Annotated in this window: 18 protein-coding genes and 1 pseudogene; 10 read left to right on the top strand and 9 right to left on the bottom strand. The window is 58.7% G+C overall.

The annotated features are described in order from the left end of the window. Positions 1–83: 83 nt before the first annotated feature. Complete coding sequence (locus IFS44_RS20335) at positions 84–401, top strand: hypothetical protein (RefSeq protein WP_192003136.1); 318 nt, start codon at positions 84–86, stop codon at positions 399–401. A gap of 835 nt (positions 402–1,236) precedes the next feature. Here IFS44_RS20335 and IFS44_RS20330 read toward each other — a convergent pair. The 3 genes from IFS44_RS20330 to IFS44_RS20320 all read right to left on the bottom strand — a co-directional run bounded on the left by IFS44_RS20330 (position 1,237) and on the right by IFS44_RS20320 (position 5,470). Then, the gene (locus IFS44_RS20330) at positions 1,237–3,117 is read right to left on the bottom strand and encodes a sensor domain-containing phosphodiesterase (protein WP_244650480.1); all 1,881 of its coding nucleotides are present in this window, start codon (positions 3,115–3,117) and stop codon (positions 1,237–1,239) included. A gap of 254 nt (positions 3,118–3,371) precedes the next feature. After that, positions 3,372–4,607: an integrase gene (locus IFS44_RS20325; protein ID WP_192099854.1), complete on the bottom strand. Its 1,236-nt coding sequence runs from the start codon at positions 4,605–4,607 to the stop codon at positions 3,372–3,374. 476 nt (positions 4,608–5,083) lie between these two features. Then, positions 5,084–5,470, bottom strand: coding sequence for a winged helix-turn-helix transcriptional regulator (locus IFS44_RS20320; RefSeq protein WP_192099853.1), 387 nt, complete (start codon positions 5,468–5,470; stop codon positions 5,084–5,086). 86 nt (positions 5,471–5,556) lie between these two features. Between IFS44_RS20320 and IFS44_RS20315 the strand changes: the two genes are divergently transcribed. The 3 genes from IFS44_RS20315 to IFS44_RS20305 all read left to right on the top strand — a co-directional run bounded on the left by IFS44_RS20315 (position 5,557) and on the right by IFS44_RS20305 (position 10,624). Further along, complete coding sequence (locus IFS44_RS20315; RefSeq protein ID WP_192099852.1) at positions 5,557–6,324, top strand: NADPH-dependent F420 reductase; 768 nt, start codon at positions 5,557–5,559, stop codon at positions 6,322–6,324. 55 nt (positions 6,325–6,379) lie between these two features. Beyond that, complete coding sequence (locus IFS44_RS20310) at positions 6,380–7,369, top strand: zinc-dependent alcohol dehydrogenase family protein (protein ID WP_192099851.1); 990 nt, start codon at positions 6,380–6,382, stop codon at positions 7,367–7,369. 750 nt (positions 7,370–8,119) lie between these two features. Beyond that, positions 8,120–10,624, top strand: coding sequence for a putative bifunctional diguanylate cyclase/phosphodiesterase (locus IFS44_RS20305; RefSeq protein ID WP_192099850.1), 2,505 nt, complete (start codon positions 8,120–8,122; stop codon positions 10,622–10,624). Between the two features lie 127 nt (positions 10,625–10,751). On the opposite strand, the gene IFS44_RS20300 is transcribed toward IFS44_RS20305, so the two are convergent. After that, the gene (locus IFS44_RS20300) at positions 10,752–11,327 is read right to left on the bottom strand and encodes a TetR/AcrR family transcriptional regulator (protein WP_192099849.1); all 576 of its coding nucleotides are present in this window, start codon (positions 11,325–11,327) and stop codon (positions 10,752–10,754) included. Positions 11,328–11,444: 117 nt separating this feature from the next. On the opposite strand from IFS44_RS20300, the gene IFS44_RS20295 reads away from it, so the two are divergent. After that, positions 11,445–12,143 carry a glutathione S-transferase family protein gene (locus IFS44_RS20295; RefSeq protein ID WP_192099848.1) on the top strand — a complete coding sequence of 233 codons (699 nt, stop codon included), beginning with the start codon at positions 11,445–11,447 and terminating at the stop codon, positions 12,141–12,143. Between the two features lie 51 nt (positions 12,144–12,194). Continuing rightward, positions 12,195–12,593 carry a VOC family protein gene (locus tag IFS44_RS20290; RefSeq protein ID WP_192099847.1) on the top strand — a complete coding sequence of 133 codons (399 nt, stop codon included), beginning with the start codon at positions 12,195–12,197 and terminating at the stop codon, positions 12,591–12,593. Between the two features lie 261 nt (positions 12,594–12,854). Here the strand turns inward: IFS44_RS20290 and IFS44_RS20285 are convergent, their stop codons facing one another. Further along, positions 12,855–15,284 carry an ATP-dependent nuclease gene (locus IFS44_RS20285; protein WP_192099846.1) on the bottom strand — a complete coding sequence of 810 codons (2,430 nt, stop codon included), beginning with the start codon at positions 15,282–15,284 and terminating at the stop codon, positions 12,855–12,857. A 607-nt stretch (positions 15,285–15,891) separates the two neighbouring features. Here IFS44_RS20285 and IFS44_RS20280 point away from each other — a divergent pair. Further along, positions 15,892–16,649, top strand: a protein-coding gene (locus IFS44_RS20280; RefSeq protein WP_192099845.1) for an IS5 family transposase whose coding sequence is annotated in 2 segments (ribosomal slippage) — positions 15,892–16,225 and positions 16,225–16,649 — 759 coding nt in all. Because the reading frame shifts where the segments join, the coding sequence is not laid out codon by codon here. Between the two features lie 82 nt (positions 16,650–16,731). Here IFS44_RS20280 and IFS44_RS20275 read toward each other — a convergent pair. Further along, complete coding sequence (locus tag IFS44_RS20275; RefSeq protein WP_192099844.1) at positions 16,732–17,679, bottom strand: nucleotidyl transferase AbiEii/AbiGii toxin family protein; 948 nt, start codon at positions 17,677–17,679, stop codon at positions 16,732–16,734. Continuing rightward, positions 17,657–18,247, bottom strand: coding sequence for a hypothetical protein (locus IFS44_RS20270; protein WP_342366517.1), 591 nt, complete (start codon positions 18,245–18,247; stop codon positions 17,657–17,659). The genes IFS44_RS20275 and IFS44_RS20270 overlap by 23 nt, the downstream gene beginning before the upstream one ends. Positions 18,248–18,462: 215 nt before the next feature. On the opposite strand from IFS44_RS20270, the gene IFS44_RS20265 reads away from it, so the two are divergent. Together IFS44_RS20265 and IFS44_RS23015 are read left to right on the top strand one after the other, a co-directional pair. Beyond that, positions 18,463–19,158, top strand: a complete 696-nt coding sequence (locus tag IFS44_RS20265; RefSeq protein ID WP_192099843.1) for a hypothetical protein — start codon at positions 18,463–18,465, stop codon at positions 19,156–19,158. Positions 19,159–19,264: 106 nt separating this feature from the next. Beyond that, a pseudogene (locus IFS44_RS23015) lies at positions 19,265–19,624 on the top strand (transposase); the annotation flags it as partial. Between the two features lie 6 nt (positions 19,625–19,630). On the opposite strand, the gene IFS44_RS20250 reads toward IFS44_RS23015, so the two are convergent. After that, the gene (locus IFS44_RS20250; RefSeq protein ID WP_192099842.1) at positions 19,631–22,753 is read right to left on the bottom strand and encodes a metallophosphoesterase family protein; all 3,123 of its coding nucleotides are present in this window, start codon (positions 22,751–22,753) and stop codon (positions 19,631–19,633) included. 490 nt (positions 22,754–23,243) lie between these two features. On the opposite strand from IFS44_RS20250, the gene IFS44_RS21970 reads away from it, so the two are divergent. Next, complete coding sequence (locus IFS44_RS21970; protein ID WP_206757888.1) at positions 23,244–23,603, top strand: hypothetical protein; 360 nt, start codon at positions 23,244–23,246, stop codon at positions 23,601–23,603. 100 nt (positions 23,604–23,703) lie between these two features. On the opposite strand, the gene IFS44_RS21965 is transcribed toward IFS44_RS21970, so the two are convergent. Further along, positions 23,704–23,952 (bottom strand): hypothetical protein (locus tag IFS44_RS21965; protein ID WP_206757887.1); only part of this gene is annotated, 249 nt, incomplete at its 5' end.

Below are 23,952 nucleotides of genomic sequence, written 5' to 3'. Positions count from 1 at the left end.
ACCACAGGCAAATTCCGCCGCTACACCCTCAGGGATATGTTCCAAAGTCTAGGCGTTTTGAACGCTGCTACAGGGAGAGCATGATGTCCAATACGTTCAAACCAACTGCTAAAATCGCCGCTAATGCGAAGAAGGGGCTAAAGTTGCGGGACGATTTCGGACGAGGCGGCACGGACGTCGGATTTCGTCGTGCCGAACAACTGGCCGCGCAGGACGATGTGACCGCCGAAGATATGAAGTCGATGCACAGCTACTTCGCACGTCACGAGGTCGATAAAGACGGTAAAACACATGAGTGGGGATCGGACACTGATCCTTCTGCCGGCTATATCGCCTGGCTTCTTTGGGGAGGCGATGAGGGCAAGGAATGGGCTGATCGACATGTCGAGAAGCTCGAATAGAGGGCTCTCGAACGGAGAGCGCGATCACGATCGGCATTCGATCACGGTTTATCACCACCTTTAACGCGGATTGCCAGCGCGATGCCGTTGGCGCTCCTCACTCCTGTAATTGATCGGCGCCTGTCAGATGTACGTTCTCCTGTTCGCTGCGGCCGCAGCCCTAGTGCAATCTCCGGTTGCCGGATCCGTGGTGCCGCCGGGCACGATAGCGATCGTTGCTGCTGACAGTCCGACCACGTCTCCCACTATCACGAAAACGTTCACGGACGCCGTTCAGCGAACCCTCCTTCGAACAGCCTTCCTGCCCCTGCCCGACGCAAACCACAGCCTTTACGTCGCCAAGGTTGAGGTATCGCAGACACAGCGCGGCGTCGTCCGGTCCGGCAACGACCGATCAGACCGACCGGGCATGGCAGCGGGCCTTGGAGGCCTGTCGCTGACTTTGCCTTCGGGGAAGGATCAATTGCGCGGTCTGATCGTCACCCGTCTCCAGGTGACGGTATCGCTGCGCCGCGACAATCACGTCGTATGGACGGGGCAGGCGACCACGGTGCGCGCTAGTGGCACACGAACGGGCGATCCCACCGTTGTCGCTACGGCGCTCTCAGACGCCCTCCTGACATGGTTCCCTCGGCAGTTACCGGGACCGCTGTCTGTTCCGTAGGGCCTGTTAAGCAGGTGATCGTCAACCGATCGCTCACGCCAGTACGCTACTGCATGATCTATGCTTTCAGTAATATGTCGACACTAGCGACGGTTACGACCAGCATCTTAGGCTAACCGATCCGCCATCCTGCCGCTGAGTGCTCCAGTCCTTTCAACGCTGGATCGTCAATCAGCCAAAGCCCGATCGCGTCGCAATCGGCAGTCGCGCGATGCCCTGCGCATGCTCAAGAAGAAGAGCGGTCGTCGTATCGCGATTGACCGCGGGTGAGAAGATGTACCCCTGCCCTAATGCGCAGCCGATCGCGCGAAGCTGCTCGACTTGCTCTTCAGTTTCTATCCCCTCGGCCACGATCCTAATGCCCATTTTTTTCGCGGTACGGATAAGGCCTTCGACGATGGTCACGCTAACCCCGTCGGGTTCGAGGTGGTCAACGAACAATTTGTCGATCTTGATAACATCGACGGGAACCGTGAGCAGATGCGTCAGCGATGCAAAACCCGTTCCGAAATCGTCCAACGCGACCCGTATGCCACTAGCCCGTAGTGACCTGATCGCTTGCTGTATCGCTTGGTCGCCACGTCCCATGTACACCGTTTCGGTTACCTCGAGAATGACGTGATCGAGAGGAACCCGCTCGTGTTCAAGCGCCGCGGCCAAAACCTGTCCGACGGCACCACCACTCAAATCCGCAGACGAGACGTTGATACCGACATGTTGGAACGGAATACCCAAATCCAACCATCGGCGCAGGTCAGCGGCGACAAGGGTCATCATCCTGGCAGTGAGCGAGGTCGCAACCTGGGCGTCGACAGTCGCCTCATGAAAAGAGGCAGCCGAGACCATATTGTCGCCGATGCGCATGCGGCAAAGCGCTTCCAGTCCTACGATCTCCCGCGTGTCGAGTCGGAAGATCGGCTGATAATGCGCCTCAATCCGGTCCTCTCGCAAAGCCGCGCTCAGGTCCCTGATCGCCCCCATACGCCGCGTCATGTTCGAGCGGAGTCCTGCCCAGTATCGTACGAAGTCGCCGCGACCTGTTTCTTTGGCGTGGTAGAGGGCAAAGTCAGCATTCTGGCGAACACTCGCCACACTGACGTCGTCATGAGAGAGCGCAGCGCCTCCGATAGTAGCGCGCGGGACTATGCTATGCCCGCCGCAGTCGGCAGCAACCGAGAGTGTGCCTAGTACCTCATCCGCGATTTTCTTCAGGTCGCGAAGGGCATCAGTAGCCTGGAGAATGACAGCAAACTCGTCGCCCCCTACGCGAAACGTCCGCCCAGGGCTGACCGTTGCTGAAATCCTATCGCTGGCGACCTGCAGAAGCCTGTCACCTGCATGATGACCGAACGTATCATTCACAACCTTAAGATTATCGAGATCAATGACGAACAATGCCCAACTGCCGACCGCAGCGCCTTCGAGTTTGGAAAGTGCGACATGATAAGCGGCCCGATTAGGGCAACCGGTCAAGGCGTCAGTAAAAGCGCGGCGCTGGTGTTCGAGGACACGCTCATGACGCTCGATGGCGATTTGAGTTAGGTAAACGCAGTTGGCCACCACCTCGCGTTCGAAGGCCGTCGGTCCTCGGGCGCTAGGATAGTAGAAAGCAAATGTCGCGATCGCGCGACCGTCTGCATCACATATCGGACTAGACCAACATGCGCGAAGCCCGTGCGGAAGTGCAAGGTGTTTAAACTGCGTCCAGCGGGCGTCGGTTTCGATATCAACAACGCTGATATCTGTTTTTAAATACGCAGCTGTGCCGCACGAGCCAGCTAACGGACCAACTGACATACCATCCAAGGCTTGGGAATATGTTTCCGGAAGGCTTGGGCCGGCAAGCGGATGAAGCATCCCAGCTAAATCGACGGTTAGGACTGAGCAGATCACCTCAGGGAGGATCCGCTCCACTTCGGCACACAGTGTGGTGCAGGTTGGCGCAAGCCCTGCACCCTTGGCAATCAGCTCCAGAATCGCGTTCTGAAAATGAAGCAGGATGCTTACGGTATCATCGCCTTCATGATGTGGATCGGTTTTAAAAAAGCCCATGGGAACAGAGCCTATCACATCGCCGATTTATATTTCTTTAAGGGGCAGATCAAAGCGATAGATCACACCACCTGTTTTGGATGTTATTTGGTTCTGTTTGACTATATATCAGATATCCGGTGGGACCCGATAGTGACCAAGTATTCGACATAGATATCAAACCGACTACCAACAATAATCGACCATCGCCGTTAAAACGCGTTACAACGTCGCCAAGTCGGTCGCCGGCACCTAGGTTGCCTTTATTCTCATCTTCAACTCCTGATGCGAGACAATACGCGCGCCGCGACATTACTTCTGGCTGCGAGCTGCCGCCCATAACGCAGCGCCGTTGACGGCGATGACCAGCGCAGCGCCTGCGCAATACCAACGCCGTCCTCGCCGGCCGCAAACAGGTCCTGTGTGAGCCCGACGCGCAGCGAATGGCTCGACAAAGCGCGTGCGGCCTCCTCAACTTTGCCGATCGGCATCTCGACCAGCCCCTGATCAAATGCACTTAGCGCCACACGCCGATAGATCCCATTAACGCCCTGCCGACTCAGTGAGGTCGTACCAACGGTATACACCGTCCGCGCCGGTTCGGCCTTCTTGCCACGGAGCTTCTCCTGCCAGTGCCGCGTGTGCCCTGGAATCGCCTCGTACGCCATTGGCGGAACCGCGGCGCGCAGACGGCGTCGATCGACCCCGACGCGGCGGAAGACCGGCCCCTCGGTGATGGCACTCGCTACCAGCCAGGTACCGACCCGGCGCATCGTGTCTGCGGACAGCCAGCCCCAGGCCCCCTGCCCTTCCTGATCGGTCTTCGATGATGGGATGAACAAGAGCGCCGAACCATCGCTATGTGGATCGATGTGCGCGACGGCGACCGCGACGAGCTCGCTGACGCGCAATCCAGCGTCATAGCCAAGCGACAGCAGTGCGGCATCGCGCAAGCCCTGCAAATCGCCGCCACAGGCGCCAAGCAGCGCGGTCAACGTGAACCCCTTGGTATGAGGATCTAGCGAGGCCCCGAAGCGCAACGGGGCCGCCTGGCGCTGAGCAGCGCCACGCCGTCGGCGCAGGCCCTTGAGCGCGGCGCGGACCATGACGTGGCTGGTGGGCGCATGCCCCCTCTCCTGCATTCCTGACAGGCCGTGTGCGGTGGCAAGACTGGCAACCCGCCGGGCGACCGTCGCGGGCTTAGCGCCTTGCGCTTCGAGCATGGCGATGTAGCGGACCAGATTTTCGGGCTCTGCGGGCAGCGGGGCGACAAGGATGTCCTCACACCAGCGTAGATAGCAGGCCAGGTCCGAAGCCAGTGCCGCCTTGCTCGCTGCTGCCATAGCGCCAAGCTGCGCGGCGAAGCCGATCTCACTGACAGGGCCGGCATCAGCGGGCAGCGCAAGGCCAAGCAACCGGGTAACACGGGCATCGATTGGCTCGACCAACCCGCGCGCTGTGCGGACCGGCAGCGGCTCCCCGTCTGTACGGTGGACGACAATCTCGCTCATGCGCCGCCTGCCGGCTGGTCCAATTTATCCTGCATTCCGGCTTCGTAGCACATCCCTGTAGTTACCATAATGACGCTCGCGTCGACGATGCCGCTCCGCGTGCCGACCAACATCTCACGCCTTCGTCGAAGCCAGAATCCAAGCCAAACCCAGCGCCAGACGGCCTTCTTCCAGCCCACAGATGCCCGCCCGGGCAGCTGTTGCACGCGCCTCAAACCAGGGCGAAAACCGAAAACCCCATAGGCCAGCATCCGCGGCCCGCGGCTTCCTGCTTTGGAGGATATCGTACACCTGCCGGTGCCCGATTTCCTTTACACTATCGGACACTCACGCCCCTCCCCTCGCTTCCCAACTTCGGACGCTGGTTCATCTTTGCGAATGACCGATTTCGAAGGGCGGCTATCCGCTTGCGAATTCCGTGAAGGGAGAGGAAAGCGGCCATCCGCTTTTGGTGCTTCGATCGAATAAGCTGACGTCTAAAGGGACCCTTGTTCTTCCAATCTAGCCGACGTCTCAGTCTCGCGCCGCATGAATGTCCAATCGATAAGGGCTTCAATAGACGGCCCAAGTGCCAGACCGATTTCGCTCAGCGCGTATTCGACCCTGGGAGGAACCTGAGGATAGATCGTCCGGGTGACGATCCCATCCTTCTCCAATTCTTTTAGCTGTTGGATCAGCATTTTCTGGTTCACGCCTTCGACACGTCGTTCTAGCTCGGAGAAGCGCAAAGGCGCCCGTGCGGCAAACAATTGGAAGATGATCACCATCTTCCACTTTCCCTCGAGGACGCGGAGGGCCTCGCTCGTTGCCGCAGCCCAGACAAGCTGCTGCTGTGGGTCCTCGCATTGCCAGTCACGCTGCATAGGTCACTTACCTTTTGGTGGGTAACCCACCTTTCGGTGGGTTCTTGTCACTTCTGGTACCTGACCATAATTTCCGGTGCGAAGCAATGATCGCAGAGGAACGACACATGAAGATTGGCATTCTTGGGACAGGGCATATCGGCAAGACACTCGTCACCAGGCTGAGCGAGGCGGGCCATGAGGTAAAAGTGGCCAACTCGCGCGGGCCCGAGACGATCGATCCCGAGCTCCTGTCAGCCGGCGCCCGCGCCGTGACAACGGAGGACGCGCTGACCGACGTTGAAGTCATCATCCTTTCAATACCTCTTAACCGCATAGCCGGAATTGCACCGCTGGTGGCACGCCTGCCTGACGAGACGGTTGTGATCGACACCTCCAACTATTACCCGTTCCGGGACTCCAAGATCCAGGCAATCGAAGACGGACAGGTCGAAAGCCTGTGGGTGGCCGAGCAACTTGGCCGTCTGATCGCAAAGGCATGGAATGCGATCGGCTCCGCGTCGCTCGCGAAGAAGTACAAGCCAGCAGGGACACCGGACCGGATCGCCATTCCCGTTGCAGCCGATCGGGAGCGCGATCGGCAGGTTACGATGGAATTGGTAAGCGATACCGGCCTGGACGCCTTCGATGCCGGCTCGCTTTCGGCCTCTTGGCGTCAGCAGGCCGGCGCCCCGGTCTATTGCACCGACCTGACCCTCGCCGAGATTCCTGCGGCTCTCGACGCTGCGGAGAAGGACAGGCTCCCCAAACGCCGGGACCTGGCGGTCGCGGTGATGCAGGAGCGATTGGGTGACGGCACTACGAACCCTGACGAGGACTGGGGCGTTCGCCTCGTGCGCGCCATCAATATGTAAACGCCGCCCGAACCGCTCCATTCCGATAGCCATCTATCTACCAGAGGATCAGACCATGACCCGCGTTGTACGCTTTCACGAATACGGCTCCGCAGACGTGCTGCGCATCGATAACATCAAGGTTCCTGCACCTGAAGCCGATGAGGTGCAGATCGCAGTCAGAGCGATCGGGTTGAACCGCGCAGAGGTAATGTTCCGCAACGGCGCGTACCTGCAAGAAGCGGAGTTCCCCTCACGGCTTGGCTACGAAGCCGCAGGCATGGTCAAGACCGCCGGCAGCGCCGTGTCGGGCTTCGCGGAGGGCGACGCCGTTAGCGTCATCCCGACGCTCGATATGTCGCGCTGGTCTACCTACGGCGAGATCATCAACATCCCGGCGCGCTACGTCGTCAAGCATCCTACCGCCCTCTCGTTTGAGAAGGCAGCCGCCTCCTGGATGCAGTATGTCACCGCCTGGGGTGCGCTGATCGATCAGGCGAAGGTCACCGCAAAGGACTTCGTCATTGTGTCAGCCGCATCGAGTAGCGTCGGCATCGCAGCGATCCAGGTGGCTCGCAGCGTCGGCGCGACGGTGATTGCGACCACCCGCACGAACGCCAAGGCGCAGGCGCTGACTGATGCCGGCGCTCATCATGTGATCGCCACCGCCGACGGCGACCTTGCAGAACGTGTGAAGGAGATCACCAACGGAAAGGGTGCCCGCGTTGTATTCGATCCGATCGGCGGTCCTGCCATCGCCCAATTTGCCGAGGTCATGGCTGTGGGCGGCATTCTGCTGGAATATGGTGCCCTAAGCCCAGACGACGGTCCGTTCCCGCAGTTCGCCGTGCTGGGCAAGAGCCTGACGATCAAGGGCTATCTCTACACAGAGATCGTCGGTGATGACGGTGCGCTTGCGCGAGCCAAGGCCTTCATCATCGAAGGTCTGGAAAGCGGCAAGCTAGACCCGCTGGTGTCGCGAACATTCCCGTTCGACCAGATTCAGGAAGCGACCCGCTTCCTCGAGTCCAACGAGCAGATCGGCAAGATCGTCGTGACTGTCTGATCCGCTATCGGGAGGGCCCCTCAGGGCGCTCCCGATATGAACTGGGCGTGGCAGCCTAGCAAATACAACTGGACCGCCGCGTTCGAGCTGAACGAACGGCAGCTTCTGGCTTTATGTATTCGCTCATCGAACGACGGTTTAAGGGCGAACGCACCCCGCCTTCCGACTTCCGGCCAGACCCAGAAAGCGACATTCAGAGTTCCGTCGCCACCTCCCGGAATCAGCCGCTCGTTCAGCTTCAGGGTTTTGACCATCTGACTGGCGGCGATAACCCAGGCAAGCTACGAGCCAAACATGCGGCTTTGCTGCAACACGCAATGAGCTGAGTTCAGGGCCAGTTTTGCCGGTGCCTCAGAGGCCTTTTGCTAACAAGCCGCGTCGTCGAAAACAACATCTGCCGTAAGCTCTGTCGAAGCGTTAAACCGTTGCGGCCTTTCCAGTGAGCACGAAGGAAGCTCCGCCTGCAAAGGCGTCGGAGAGCAATACCTTAAACGCCGTGATGTGCGCATGATCCGCGATAGTCTGAAAACTTAGATTGAAAATTTGCACGGCGGCCTGTGTGGCTACGACGCCTCAAGCATTGATCGACTCAGGCTCACCGTAGCCTTGGCATGCAAGCGGCGTGGCTGTGCCGTCCAACAAAAGAAATAGTTAGCACTTGTTAGGGTATCGGCGCTAGCGCGTCATCGGGGCAGATTGGCAGTGGGGGCCGCGAGAGTGGCATCGAAGTCTGAAAGTATATGGCGTGGATTGCTGCTCTTCGTTCTAAGCTTAGTGCCGCAGCCGGCGTCGGCGGTAGGTATCGACTTGCGTCAAGCAGCCTGCACCACGACACTTGCCGACCTTGCTACGAATGCGGCGGTGGCAGCTGCTAGCTACCGTTGCGGCACCGACGCGCCGAGCGACGGCGGCGATTGGCTTTGGCTGCGCCTAGACGCTTCCCGCTTGCACAATCTTCCGCCTGATTGGAAGCTGTTGGTCGATCAGACACGGTTCGACCGGATCGCGGTAGTTGTTACCAGCGCAAGTGGCGCAGTGCGTCAAACCAGTATGCACTCCGAGTTGAAGGACCACTGGGCGCCCGGTGGCCTACTGAGATTTACGATTGAGACGCCCGGTCGCGACGTTCACGGTCTTTACCTTGGGTTCCGCCACCCCGACGACCTCTCGCTCATGCGGAAGATCGTCGCGACACCCAACTCGGCAACACCCGCCGAGGAAGTGACGTGGTTGCTGCTCATGGGAGTCTTCGCCGGAACGCTGCTGTCGGCACTGCTCTACAATGCGGTTATTCATACGGGGCAACGCCACGCTTTTCAACGTTGGTACCTCCTTTGGGTCGCCGTAGCCCTCGCTTATGGCCTGACGTGGACGAACGTTGCCGCGTTCGTGGTCCCGGGTCTGGTCGGCCCCTTGGTAGTTCGGCTAGACTTCGTGCTAGTTGGACTGATGGTCGCAGCCGGCAACATGTTCTTCTTTGCCGTGATCGAAGTAGGCATCCTGCCGCGGCCCTTGGTGACCGCTGGCCGTCTGCTTTCAAGTGCGGGAGCCGTGCTGGGGTTGATGGCCGCGGCGGACAGGTGGCTGCCTGTCGTCCTGACCGATCGCCTGCTCAATTATGTGATTGCGGCCACAGCCGTGATTATAGCGGTATCCTGCTGGATTGCTATTCGGCGCGGCAGCCGCGTAGTTTGGTTCTACATGATCGGCTGGGGACCGGTGATCTGCGTGTTTCTGGCCCGGCTCGCACGCAACCTTGGATTCTTACCGCAGAGCGATGCCGTGGACATGGCGACGTTCGCTGCGCTCGCCTTCGAGGCGCTAATATTGTCGCTTGCCATCGCAGACCGGTTTCACCTGATGCGAGGCGATCTCGAACGCGCGCACCGACGTCGCGAGATTGCCATTACAGAGGCGGAAACGCTGCGGATTGCCGCAGAGACCGATTTCCTGACGGGGCTTGGCAACCGCGCCGCCTTTCAGGCAAACGCGCACGAATTTGTTTCCAGCGGCACACCATTCAGTCTGTTTCTAATCGACGTGGACTTTCTTAAGGCCGCTAACGACCATTTGGGGCATGCCGGCGGTGACGCCTTGCTTCGTTGTGTGGCGTCGGCGCTTTCAATTACCGTCGGGCGAATTCACGGCTCTCACGTCGCCAGGGTCGGCGGCGACGAGTTTGCAATTCTATGCCCAGGCGATCTGTCTTTGGAAAGAGCGCTCGCTAATGCCATCGGTGCCCTGCAGGGCCAGACCTGGCACCATGCGGACCAGAGTTGTGCGATTTCGCTCAGTGTCGGCTCTGCACGTTTTCCGGACGACAGCAAAGCGGTGGATATGCTGTTTCAGAACGCCGATCTCGGACTTTACACCGCAAAGCGCCTCGGCCGGGCGCGATACTGTCGCTACGATCCACTGCACCGTGCGTTACGCGATCTCCAAACCGGCTACGCGCTCGATGCGGAAGCCGCTCTCGAGCGAGGTGAGTTCCGGCTGTACATGCAGCCGATCGTGTCGCTCACGACTGAAGCCGTTTGTGGCCATGAAGCGCTGCTGCGTTGGAACCATCCTGAACATGGCCTCATGACGCCGGATCGGTTTGCGGATGTGCTCGTGGCGGAGAGGATCGGACTGCGTATCCAGGAGCATGTTCTGGAACTTGCGCTGCGCCAGTTGCGCGACCACGGCGATCAGATCGGGGTGCTTAGTGTCAATTTTACCTCGGCCCAGCTGGCCGGACCGCGCGCAGGCAAGCGGGTGCTCGACCGGTTGGCCCACTACGGGGTCTCCGCAGCGTCTCTTTGTGTCGAGGTCACAGAAGGAGTAATGCTTGATCGGGCAGCAGATAGCATCATTGCGAACCTGCAGATGCTGCATGACGCTGGAGTATGTATCGCCCTCGACGACTTCGGAACGGGATATGCCTCTCTCGTACATCTTCGCCGAGTGTCGGTGGACCGCATCAAGATCGATCATTCCTTCGTATCCGGCATGGATCAACCCGACGGGGGAACGATGGCTATCGTGACCGCCATCATTGGTTTGGGCCGCGGCCTCGGGAAAGAGGTCGTTGCTGAAGGAATTGAGACCGAGGCACAGGCATTGTGCCTACGGCAGCTAGGTTGTCAGCTTGGTCAAGGGTTTCTCTACGGACGCCCCGCTGCGCAACTTCGGGAGACGGTACCGCAGATGGCCCATAAGGCTGCGGGTTTGCCAACTGAGTACCAAGCTCTAGTTTTGGCTCTCCCGCGCTGAGGTGAAAGCTTAGTGGCCGGAGAGACCCAGAAACGGTCATTAAGCCCTCACCCCGCCAGTCCCCATACCGGTCATTGGTTCATGTCTGTCGAGCGTGCAGCTACGCGAATTCGGACAGCACAAGGAGCTAGCTGGGGAGCGGCCCGGCCGCGCGGTAGCTTTCGACCAGGGCATCGAATACGGCGATGTCGGATCTGCTGCGGGCAATGATCTGTGCGCCGGCAACTGCCGCGTAGATTGCGCGCGCTCTTGCCTCGGCGCTTTCCGGCGATCCAATCGCTGCGGCGGCAAGCTGTTTACTGAGCCACGCCACGTTGACGTCGGCGAAAGCCTGTACCTGTTTGAGAACCGGCTCAGGCAGCTCGTCACGCTCGGCCGCCATGAAGCTGCTGAGGCACATCCGATTGTTACGCTCCAGAGACGCCCGGAAGATGCTCGGGTATTGTCGTAACGCGTCCCTCGCGTCCTTCGCGTCGGTGGATATCGCCTCGAGATCGCGGGCGATATCCACTTGGTAGCGACGGGCCACCGCCTCACCGAGCAACGCCTTGTTGGCGAAATAATAGTTGATGCTGGCCGCCTTGATGCCGACCGTTGCGGCAAGGTCGCGGAAGTTGATGCCGCCGTAGCCGCGCGTCATCGCCGCCTCGCGTGCGGCCAGCAGGATCGCCTCCCGCGTATTCTCCTTCGTCGTTGCCGCCATCGTCACGCCTCCACCGGTCATATGCCAGACAGGGATTGACGAGGCAAGTTTTACGCCGCAGATACATACCTGTCATCTGACAGGCAGGTGATATGATCGATGAAAGCGAGACCTCCCATGGCCGATACGCTGGCGCTCTTCACCTCCCCTTCTGCTTTCCCTAATCCACAGCGGCTGCGCATTTTCATGCACGAGAAGGGCATCGCCGACCGGTTTACCGAAACTGTGTACGACATGTCGCCTGTGGGTGAACAGCGCGGGTGGCGACACCTGAAGATGAACCCGTGGGGCGAAACGCCGACGCTGGTGCTGGCGGACGGGTCGTTCCTGAGCGAGACGTCGGCTATCGCGCGCTACCTCGACGACAGCTTCGAAGGCCGCAAGGTCATGGGCGAGACGCCGATCGAGCGCGGCCTCGACCAGATGTGGGACAACCGGGTCTGGGTCCACATCCTCTATCCGATCGTCACCGCCTTCCACGTCCTGCACCAGGGCCTCGGGCCCAAGTTGGAACTGACGCACAACGCCGCATGGGGTGAGCATTCGCGCAAAGTGGCGCTTGCGCATGCAGCACTGGTCGACCGGCATTTTGCCGACGGGCGGACGTGGCTGCTCGGCGGAGACAAACCGACCTTCTCGGACATCACGCTAGCCACCGCGATCGCGTTTTCCAAATACCCGGTGAACGCCACCCCGCTGGACGAGCGTTTTGAGCATATCGACGCGTTCTGGCGGCGGTGGCAGACCCGGCCGGCCTTCATGGCAGCCTACGCCGACGGGCAGAGCGGTGTTTCGGAACTGGATGACCGCTCGTAGCGTCCTCATCACCCGTATCTATTGAATAACGCCTTGAGCAGGAGAACAAGCATGCTGTTTCATACTATGGTCGGATCAAACGACATCGAACGATCGAAGCGATTCTACGATACGGTGCTTGGCACACTCGGTGTAGGTGAACCGATGCGGAATATCGCCGACAGCGGCCACACCCGGCTCATCTACAATAATCGCAACGGAACGAACTTCATCGTTAGCCAGCCAATCAACGATGAACCTGCGACCGTCGCGAACGGCAGTACCGTCGCCTTTTCATGCAACTCACCTGAGCAAGTAAAGCAGCTTCACGATGCCGCAGTTGCCAATGGGGGCACCTCGATCGAGGCCCCGCCTGGCCCAAGGGAGACTGCGTCGATGGGGACGATCGAGCTCGCCTATTTTCGCGACCCCGATGGCAATAAGCTTTGTGGGATCCATTTCCCCAAGTGATATTGGCGCCGCACGTCAACTTTAAGGTGCCGCCCGTCGTAGCGTGGACGGGCGGCAGGCTCGTCACGAAGGACGGGCGGTAGACGGTACCGCTTTGAAGACCCAGAAGGCGACATTCGCGGTCTCGTAGCCGTTCTCCAACTTCGGCTACTTGTTCACGTCGACGAACCGAAAGAACGACGATCTGAACAGCATGGAGGCCGCTGATCACCCCCTTCGAGCAGCTAGGGTGCGCGCCGCAACGGCTCCGGCTGCGCGCTTCTATGCGCCCGCCCCTTCGGTGCTGTTGCTGCTTTCGTCGCCTGCAATCGCCGGGCTGGAATCGGGGGTTACCGCCCGTTGAGTCTCAAGCCGCTGCACTTCCGCAGTCCGCTCGATCCTCAACGCATCCTTGAGCGCTGCGAGCTCTGACATAAGCGATGAAAAGTCGGCAACTGGCTCTTTCGAACCCGCCTCGATGCCATGCTTACGTCGAACGCGATGTGCCGCACGCTGGATCGCCTCGGCTTCGATAGAGCTGTCGAGCATGCCCTCGATCTTCTCCAGAAGGTTTTCGACCTCCTCCCGGGTTGTTGAGCGCTTATGGTCCATGGCGAACAGCTGCTGCTCCCGGTCAACAAGTTGACTTAGGCGATCAAGTCCCGCCGCGGTTTCCGCCTTGCGGCGCATCTTGTTTAATTCGATGAAGAGCTTGGCCATTCTATCGAGGTAAATCGCGACATCCGACGCATCACCTTCCACCGGATCCTCGCACAGCTTCACGACCGCGCGCGCGAAGGGCAGCTTTTCGACCCGCGCGTTCTTCCCCTCCAGCACCTCGTCGAGCCGATCAAACAGGCCAACCCCGGCTCGCCTGATTTCGAGTTCTGCGGGGGTGACGGTGACCCCGGCACCACTTCGATGCAGCGCGAGTTCCCGTAGGCAGAGATTCGCAGCCGCAGCCGCGAGCGCCGCAGGGAGCATATCCTCGATCTCCGCAATACCATCGACATCCTGCGCCACCTTTCCAAGTTGCAGGACCAAATCGGCTGGAAGCAGTCCGCTCAACGGCTTGCGCTTCAGCAGTTTGAGTGCGTCGTCGCCGGCACCGTCCGAGTCCAACAACACTATGACAGGCGGCTTCTCCGCGTCGCGCCCGCGCACGAGATGAACCATGTAAGGCACGTGACTCGCGGACCCGCACGGCACAATCACCATGCCGTTGAGATCGAGAGATTCGTTTTCCGTCCGTCCCGCCTTCCGGATTGCGCGCGAGGCGCCCGCGAGCAGGACCTGTTCGGTTACCCCCTCGACGAGAAGGTTGGCGGAGCCGACGAACGCCGTCTCTCCAACATAGGCACCGAAGGCGGAACGCAGCGGTTCGTAATGGTTTTGGGCCGCGTTATCGACCACCAGCGTTCCGTCGCGACCCCGCCCCTTCTCGAGCACCCGGATGCGCTCCGCATGGTTCTTGTCGATCAGAAACGGCGAATGCGTCACGTACACAACTTGGACGGCAGGTCGGTCGGGCTGATCCTCAGAGAGATCCCGAAGGATGCGCATCAGGTCCTGCTGAGCCTCGGCAGACAAATAGGTGTCCGGCTCGTCCATTAGCAGAATACGCTCGCTCGTGATCGGACGATGGGCCTGCGACTGAATCAGATACGAGAGGAAATACTTCAGTCCGCTGCTGCGTTCTGCGAAGGTATACTCCGTGCCTGTCCGATCCCGGATTGTGAAGACGAGATCGTGCTCTCTGGTAGCCACACGAAGGGAGAAATCCCGATCCTGCACCCACCAGCGTCTGAAGTTCAACGCCTGCTCGATCTGAGCGTTGATGCGCTCGACCAGGGCGTTCGCATAACCTTCGGCACCGTCGGCGATGGCGTTCGCCAGTTCCCCTACTGCCACCGGATCGATGCCTGCAAGATCGACCAGGAGGCTCCGTGCAAGATCAAGCGCACGACGATCGCCCGCGCTCTCGTTCTGACCCATCTCGTCGATCAGTGGCCGAAGAACGCCGAATATGCCCACCGCGTTAACGCTTACCGAGGAGGCGTCGCCTCCCACCATGCTTGTGAGCGAGGATACCCTGTCGAGCAGCGATGGCCGGATCCGTCTTCCGCCCGCAGGATTGCCGGAGACAATCCAGCTGAATGGAACGCTGTCAGGCAGTGCCACGTCCGAATGAATCCTGAAAGTGGCGGGCAACAGCGTTGCGAAACGCGACGCTGTTGCTTGATCGAGTTCATGCGGCTGCCAGCCGTCAGACAGCGGCGTCCAGACGGTCAGAAGATCCGGACCTTCGCGGAACATCATGAACGTCGTGGAGGTCGGACCGGATAGGCCTAGGACGTTGCGAATGCCCTCCCATTCCTCCGGGGTAACGCCGGACCAGGCGACACCGAGATGCGGAAAGCAGGCTTCTTCCTCTGTTACGCCGAAGAATTCACTGTAGCGACAGAGGTCTCGACGTACGAAACCCTTTCCAGAGACCGCTTTCTCAATCGCGCTCAATAGGTGGCTCTTGCCAGACTCGTTAGCACCGACAACGGTGGTGAGGCGCTCGTCGATCCTTACCTCAACGTAAGGAAACCACTGTCCCCTGAAAACTTCCCAGTCACCCCGAGGCTTCCCATCCGGTCGCGCCTTACGGATGCGGTCGTAGTTGAACGATTTGTAGAATCGCGCGAACACCGTCGATAGTCGCATCAAACACTCTCCAAAAGCGAGACCAGCATGCCCGGATTGCATGGTTGGCGGCAATCTGCATTCTTCACTGCTTTCGTCGCTCGACGGGCGAGCGAAGGGGTAGACCCATAGTCGGCCATTCAGCGCGTGTTGTCGTTCCCCCAGGCTTCGGACATCCATTCATTCGCCCAAACGTCCGGGAACACGAGCTGAGGAAGGTTGTGACGGTGCTCAGCATATGTGGAAGCCAGCAGCTCCATGCTTATCATCGTCGGTTTCATCGCTCCTGCCTGTACCTTCTCGGAGCCGGCGATTTAGCCCTCCGACCAACCGCCTGGGAACCGCCATGGTCCGCGGGAGCCTACGAACGAACTCCTCGGCCTTCCCGATGAGTTAGTTTCCGGCGTTTCTGGGGCCTAAGACCGAAGCTGCACGTCCGGTAGTTGCCCGTCACAAGGTCAATCCATCGCTGTACTTCCTTCGCGACCGGCCCCTTCGGGCGTGTCGACCGCCCGGAGGGGCGTTTGATGAGGTTCGGGATGCAAGCCGGTTCGAAGACGGTACCTCGGGTCAGGACCCATTGATGTGAGAGGCGCGATCTGATTCAGGCTCCGTGAGGAGACTGAGGATGAGCGACCTGTACTGGCTGACGGAGGAGCAGATGGCGCGCCTGCGGCCATATTTCCCAAATAGCCATGGCAAGCCGCGAGTTGACGACCGGCGGGTGTTAAGCGGCATCGTTTTCGTGAACCGCAATGGGCTGCGCTGGCGTGATGCGCCCAGCGACTACGGCCCGCACAAGACGCTCTACAATCGCTGGAAACGGTGGGGTGAGATGGGTGTGTTCCTCCGCATCATGGAGGGCCTGGCTGCCGCTGATGCCGACCCAAAGACCGTCATGATCGACGCGACGTATCTGAAGGCGCACCGCACAGCATCGAGCCTGCGGGTTAAAAAGGGGATCTCGGGCGCCTGATTGGTCGCACCAAAGGCGGCATGAACACGAAGCTCCATGCCGTGACCGACGCAAACGGCCGTCCGCTCAGCTTCTTCATGACCGCCGGACAGGTCAGCGACTACACCGGTGCGGCCGCATTGCTCGACGATCTGCCGAAGGCGCAATGGCTGCTCGGCGACCGCGGTTACGACGCCGACTGGTTCAGGGATGCCTTACAGGCCAAGGGCATCCAGCCGTGCATCCCAGGTCGGAGGTCTCGGCTTGAGCCCATCAAATACGACAAACGCCGCTACAGGCGCCGTAGCCGTATCGAGATCATGTTCGGACGGCTGAAGGACTGGCGCCGCGTTGCGACCCGCTACGATAGGTGCCCGACGGTCTTCTTGTCCGCCATCGCCCTCGCTGCCACCGTCATCTTCTGGCTTTGATCAACGAGTCCTGACCCTCAGCAGCCTCGCGAACTTCGCCTGCTCCAGCTGCTGGACGAACCTACCCAGCATCCGGGCGGACCTAGTAGGCCCACGTAGCCAGCGCTTCGGTGCTAATCCGTTCTAGGGCTGTTAGGGCGAGATCAAAGGACAATACCTCAGGCGGCCCAGCGAAGGCGATTGCCGCGACGTAGCGGTCATACTCCTCGCGGTAGAGCGCGTCTTGCCCTAGCCGCTCGCGCAGGGCTGCGAGGCGACCCGGAGGCGGCATCTCGGCAAGCACCCCGCCGCCTCTTTGCCGGTCGGCCTGAAAAACGTTCAGGACCAGCGGGCTGAACTCCGCCGAGCCGGTGATCGCGTTCTCCAGCGCCGCGAGGTCATGGAGATGGCGGATGATCGTCGGATCGTCGGTTTCGGCGTTCCGGTCGCGTGCGGCGACACGCCAAGCAAGCGCGCTCAGCTTATCGGCCGCCGTTTCCACGGGGTCGACGCAGGGTGCGGCGGCTACCTCTTCCTCCGCCTTTGCCGCTTGGGCGACGAAGGATCGCAAAGGGCGTACGATGGCCGTCATCTTCGGCGGCTTGGCCGAAATCTCCGCCAGGATGTGCGGTCGGAGGGAAGGATGCCCGGACAGCACGGTCGGATATCTCATCTCGACTTGAATGAAGCGGTAGCTGTCGCGAGACTGGACGTCGTTCAGGATAAATCCCTGCTCTGTCCAGGCGCCAGCTAAGGCTTCTCGAAATGCCTTCAGCCTTTTCGACTGCTGGTTTCCAGAAAGCTCCTCGAAAGCCGGTGACAGGACGAGTTTGAAGTCGATGTCCTCGGAGAAGCGATTAATCAGGCCATGGCCCTTCAGGAGCGATGTTCCGCCGGAGAAGACCGGTTGGATGTCGTCGGTGCCGCAGGCGACCAGCATGCGGATGGCCTGGACGACGAACCAGTCCTTTTCGACGAAGGCCTCGTCGACCCCGAGTGCACCGGCTACCCGACCGAGAACGCGACGATCAGGAGCGTTCGAGAATGACATACTTGCCGTCGTAACCGATGCGCCGCGAGACCCGGTCCTTTACGGCTATCGCTCTGCCGGTGGGGACCTGCGTTGAGCGCTTCTCGTTGTAGGCCGTCTCGAAGCCGGAAGGGCCGACCGTCTTACCAAGCCGACGCAGGGCTTCCGTGGCCAGTAGCTTGATCCCGACGACCGGAGCCGGCTTTCCCGTGAACGGCGACGGCGCGGCCTTGGCGTAGAGACCGTATCCGACCGACATCAGCCGTCCCTCTTGAACGAGTCCCTTGAGGGCGCGACCCACGGAGTCGTAGCTACCGAGGCTGTCGAAGTCGGCTCGCAGGAAGACGTTGCGGGAGGATCGGCTCACCTTGCGGGTGATCGAATCCTTAATGGAGCCGGTAGAGCTCGAAGCGCCACGCGCTACCCGATAACGACCACGACCAACCCGGACGGCCTTCCGCTTCTTGACCAGGCTCCGCAGGGCCCGATTGGCAGAATCGTAGCTTCCCCCGCCCTCGAGGGCCGCCATCTCGACGGTTTCCCCCGATTGCAGGCGATTGTAGAGCCGCTCCTCCAGACTTTCAGCCACGTTGCAAACATCCGTTGTTTTCGACACCTAGGTAGGTGACAAACGGAACGCGATCAAGTTCGCTCCACGTCACTTTCAAGGGTTGGCCGACGCAGTTTCCGGTCGCCCTTCTTCAAGCGCCTTGCAAAAAAGCGAAAACCCGAGCGGTTCGCGGATATGAAGAAGTAGGCCCAAGGACTAGCAAATCTGGGCTATCGATCACGTTAGGGGGACGCATGACTGGAGCCGAACTAATCGAGCAGGTACGTCGCGCGATCACCGGAGGCAGCGAGCGGCCAGCGACCGACCGCGCTGTTGCAGAACGCTTGGGCATGAGTGTCACACATCTGACGAATTGGAAGAAGCGGCAGGAAGTCACGCCGGAGCAGATCGCCAAGCTGCTACTGTCGGTCGACCGCGCCTCGGAAGAGCGTACCCACAATGGCGTGATCCAGCCGATCGTTGAGTTCTTCAAGATCGCACCCTGCCCATACGGGAACGGTGAGCGTTATTGTATTTTTTCCATCAAGGACGAGGATGGAGAGGATCTGCCGTACCTAACGGGGCTCAGGGCCGAACTGGAGGAGCATAGTGGCGGATATCTCTTCTACGACAGTCGTGGGCGAGCACTCTACGCAGGCAAGGCGCGTAACCAGTCGCTATGGACCGAGCTGCATAACGCCTACAATCGGGACCGTGGCCTTCAAAACATCCTGCGCGTCAACCATCTGCAGAGCCGGAAGGATTTCCGCACGTCGGATGAGGTGTCGCGGCAAATCCGCAGCGTCAATGTCAGGCTGCACGAACTGGCGGAGTACGTAAGTGCTTATCGAGTTGCGGACGCCATGATCAACAACGTCGAGTCGTTGCTCATCCGTGCCTTTCCGAACGACCTGCTAAACAAGCGGATCGAGAACCTTGCTTGGGCTTAGCCGCGCTTCCCCGTACAAATACGTTCTGGACGAACCCCCGGGGAAGCGAATTTAGTGCGGAGCAACCCGCGATGATCACCTCGCAGCATACCGCGTCGGTCGTCCCTATGAGCTGATACTGACGCCGGGCAACGTCAGCGACATCAGGGCAGCGCCTGCCCTTCTCGAACGCGCCGGTCGCATGCGGTACCTGCTCGGCGACAAAGGCTACGATGCCGATAGCCCGCACCGTTCTCTCCGTGAGGCAGGCGCCATCCCGTCATCCCTGGACGCAGCCACCGAAGCGAACCATTCGCTACGAGAAACAACGATACTGCGGCCGCGACCTCGTCGAGAATGCCTTCTGCCGCCTAAAAGGCTTCCGCCGCATCGCTACCCGTTACGACAAGCTCGCCGCCAACTTCCTCTCAGCCGTAGCTCTCGCTACGGCTGTCGCCTTCTGGATGTAAATGCGTCTGAGGCCTAGTAAGGTCTAATCTGTCGATTTTCCAACTAGTTCCTCAAGATAACCCTTCTTATCTAGGAAGCGCATACGCCGGGCAACTGCCTTCGCGCCCGGCATTTCCTTTTTATAGGTTCTATTTGCGCTAATAATCGATATCAGCTGCTTAAAGCTACTTCGATCACGTAACTGGAGTATCTCATGTTTACCAACCTCAGTCAAAGCGTCAGACATCATACATAAGAAAAATGACTCGCGGGGGGCTTTTTTGATAAGTTCGCGAGCAGTGTCCTCCCAACCAACTCCTCGTGCATTTACCACGAGATGAAAGAGCATGATATCTACGAATCCTATCTTTGAAACCTTCTCAGCCTCAGCTCTGAACACGCCCGCTAATTTTCGTGTTCCCAATATCTCCGCAGTTTGCTTTGCCACTGAGTAGCTGAGCGTGTCGATAATTGATAACTTTGCCTGCGGGGAGTCAGGATCGCCACCGACCTTATTGAAGTTGAGGTAAGCGATTCCACCCCACTGATAGTAGCGCTCAGAAGCGAGCGCCGGCGCTAGGAGAGACCCGACCTGGAATATGACATGCCTTGCCTGGAGGATCGCCTCCAAGGCTCTCAACTTCAAGTCTCCCTGGACGTCGTCGGCATTGCGCAACGCGTCTATCAGTATCCCAGTGCATTCGAAGAGAGCCGACTCAAGCTGAGAATATTTAGCGAGGCTAACTTCCTGCGTGGCGGTTCGTTTCTCCGCAAGCAATGATGTCTTTACCTCATCGATTTCGCTTGTTGGCTTCGGCCCGGCTTCAATCTGAGCAGCGATCGGCTTCCAAAGCTTCTCGTCTTCACCCTCAGTAGTTGGCCAAAGTGCTCCAGCCAAAGGGTCAAATTGACGAGGAAAGTATTTGGTATCAAACTGCGTTAATTGCTCCTGTAGCTTATCGGTCAAAGCCTTAACCAAGCTCGTATTGTCAGCACTGACTCCTGATATAACATCGACTACCCCGGGGACTCTCAGGTACTCCTCGTCTGTCAAAAATGCGGCCAAAGCGTCCGTCCGGTTCGATATATACTTTCCGAGAAGGTATGAATAAAAGAAACTGTATTTATGAAATATTGTAGACCCTATTTCTAAGAAAATTCGCGCTTCCAGCGCTTCGTTGAGAAGAGCCTTTGTGTCAAAATCGGTTAAGGTCTCTTTTTGATATCTCGTCGAGAACTCTGTCCAGTATCGCCGATCAAACGAACTTACCTTGTCTAGGTACATCTGATACGTAAAGGAGCACAAAAGGTCGACCTTGTTTTTGCCGGTGAAAGTTTCGCCGTAGGCATCGCTGGGCCGTCTTAGCATTTCACTTACGTACCTGCCCACGATGTCAACTCGATTGAGCGGGTGAAATTCGCCCTCTCGATGCAGAATTCTGAGATACATAACAATATTCGAAGGCGTTAAGGGAATACAAAGTCGCAATAGATCTTCGTATACCTTGTCAACAATGCTTGAAATAAATAGGTCGTCACGGGATTGAAAAAGCTCGGCTGCCATCAGCCGAATTCCTGAACGTGATTGTGTCCAAAGGTAGACATGCTCAAACTCTACGCCGATGTTTGATATATCCGAGCTCTTGACGGGACTGAGAGTTCGATTTTGCACAAGAATAATATATCTTGAAAACCATCCGGTTCCATTTAGCTCACGAAAGAGCCGTTCATGACGCTCAGGATCAAAGTTATCGAGAATCAAGACGTTACTTAAATTGACGTCTATTCCATGAAAATCCGCTTCTAGCTTTTTCCGATACGCTTGAAGCTCGCGAGCGTCTTTTCTGAAAACCTGCGCTCCTGCCACGGAAAGCCGGGACGCAATCAGTCGGCACAGCGTCGACCCTCCGTATTCTGAACGGCTTTCAATCAAAAATGACGATCGTGATGATACGATGCGATCTATGTTGAGCTCTTCTGCGCTGTCGTCGTGATCGGCCCTTTCGATGGGACTAGTCATCAGGCGAGGTTCTGCGAACAGTGGCTTACCGCTAGGAGTAAGAAATAAGTCCTGCTGGAGGTCGGACTCTGCTTGCTTCGGCTGGATCGCGCTGGAGGAAGACCTAATAGTGGCGATCGATGGATCGGCTGGTTCGCCAACATCGACTAAGTTCGCGCTAGACGGACTTGGCGCAATCTCGGATCCTAGACGATCGAGGTTGTAATGCCCCTTGAAATCTGGGTTTTTGGAAAAGATACTTGGATCGATTGTCCATATCTCTGACGGGGTGTCTTCATAACGGAACGGGGTGACTACAAGTTTGCTCTTTGACCAACTTACCATCATTGCAGTATTCGGCCAGTTTCGGGTCTGGTACATTGCGCCTGCACTCAAGTGTGTAGCGCCACCGTAAACGCCAGCGACTTGTTCAATGTCCGTTTCGTGAAGGTGGCCTGACAGAATGCAGTCAACACCCGCGCGAAGTGCTGCCTTGATGTTCGCCGCCTCGCTAGCCGCTAGCCAGTTGAGTGGGTGGTGCATCACGGCGATTTTTAGGCGGTTGTTGATCAGAGAGCTCTCGTCCAACGCAGCACTAAGGCTCCTTCGGCCCACCCAGAGCTTCCCGTGGTCGTTGTCGTCGAAACAAAATACTGCAGTGTTTATTGCAAGAACATCAACAACGCCATTGGGTAGACTAAGTGTTATGTTTGGTGCGCAGGTTGAATTTCGAGGTAGTGCACGAATACCGTCGAAGTAAGTATCATGCCAAGCCGCGAAAGCCCTTAGGCGCGTTCCGATGTGGATAAATTCTTCTGATGGGTCGAAGTATGCGTCGGCCTCGTCAGGCGAAAGCGTTCTTATGATACCTCGTCCAGCCTTGCGATCGATGTCGTGGTTGCCGGGGACTACTATTAGGCGATCCTTGGCAAGCTCCAAGATGGACAAAAGCTTGTCAAAGAAAGCTGTCGCGGCTTCATACTCGGCGGGCTGGCCCGAGTTAGCTATATCGCCGCTGGCAACGACAAAATCAGGACGGCCGCTCCGGTCGATTAAGTTTGGCAGCGACTTGAGGAACGCGTTCAACACAACGTCGCGGTCGTATGGATCACCGGCTTTGAAGTGAAAATCCGAGATATGGAGCCAAATGGCTTCCTGTGCAGGCATTCCGCTTTCCCCCCTTGTATCCCCTAGTGCTAGCTTTTCTTAGCGGGAGAGGGAAGCGTCAGGCAGAGCCCTTACTTTATAACGTTCAGGCCCGTCCCGGCCCATTTTCGGTTAAGACATCACATAGCGTCGCAGTTTCCGGCAGGAGAGTCTTTTGGCTGCAATTCTGTTCCATGTGGCTGACCACGATGCACGGCAGCCCGTGCCGTTCGGCGATGGCTCTCAGCTTCCGGACGACGCGCCGGCCTGACAACGGGGTATCGATGAGGCACGCCAAGCACTCCCACTGTAGTCGTCGATGACGTTGAACAAGCAGAACAGCAGGCCAATGAGTCCGATAGGAAGTCGAGCGACCTACGCCCATTGGGCTTCTGCGGGATCGCCAACGGCGCCCAAGTGCCCAGCTCGCTTGCGGCCTCCACGCTTACGCACCTTCAGCCGCTCCTCACGATGCAGCCTATACACGTTCTTCCAGTTCCTGCCTTTCCCCGTGCTTGAGCAGGATCGCCAGCCGCCGGTAGCCGAACCGACGACGCTCGTCCACGATCTCGCGCATCTCCACGCCGAAAGCATCATCCTATCTGCGACGCGGCTGGTATTGCCATGCGGACAGATTAACCCCTATCAGCCTACAGGCGCGACGCTCGGAGAAGCCGCGATCGGCCATCAACTTCTCCACCGCAGCGTAGCGCTCCGCAGACCGGGTGGGTTTAACAGGAAATCCTTCAGCGCCGACACGTCGAGCATCGACTCGGCCAGCAACTTCTTCGGCCGTGGGTTCTCATCTTTCACCGTGCGCAACCGTGCCACCTCAGATACCGTTATCCCGCCGTACTCGACTTCCAGATGAAAAATATTGCATCGCTGATCCCGTAACTCCGGTACTAATTCGCCGTCTTCACGCCAGCTTCATGCTCGCGCAGCACGCCAGCGATCTGATTTGTGGTAAATCAGGCTCGCCGCATCATTCGGCTCCATCTGACGAGCAAACTTAATAATGGCATGATTTCTGGGGAGCAAGTCAGGGAGCACCAGAATGCGTCGGATGCCCTCTGGCCTACAGCCTGAACGAACGTCCGCTTGAGCCAATCGCTGCCCGAAAGCGGACGGGCGGCTATCCACCAATCCCGGTCATTCCGCCAACGCCCGATTGTGTTGAAGAAGTCGGCCTCGGCGCCGGCTGGCACCGGCTTAAAATC

Origin of the sequence: Sphingomonas sp. CFBP 13706 (genome assembly GCF_014842355.1) — a bacterium.
GTDB classification, from domain to species: Bacteria; Pseudomonadota; Alphaproteobacteria; order Sphingomonadales; family Sphingomonadaceae; genus Sphingomonas; species Sphingomonas aerolata.
This window is presented reverse-complemented; position numbering and strand designations above follow the sequence as displayed.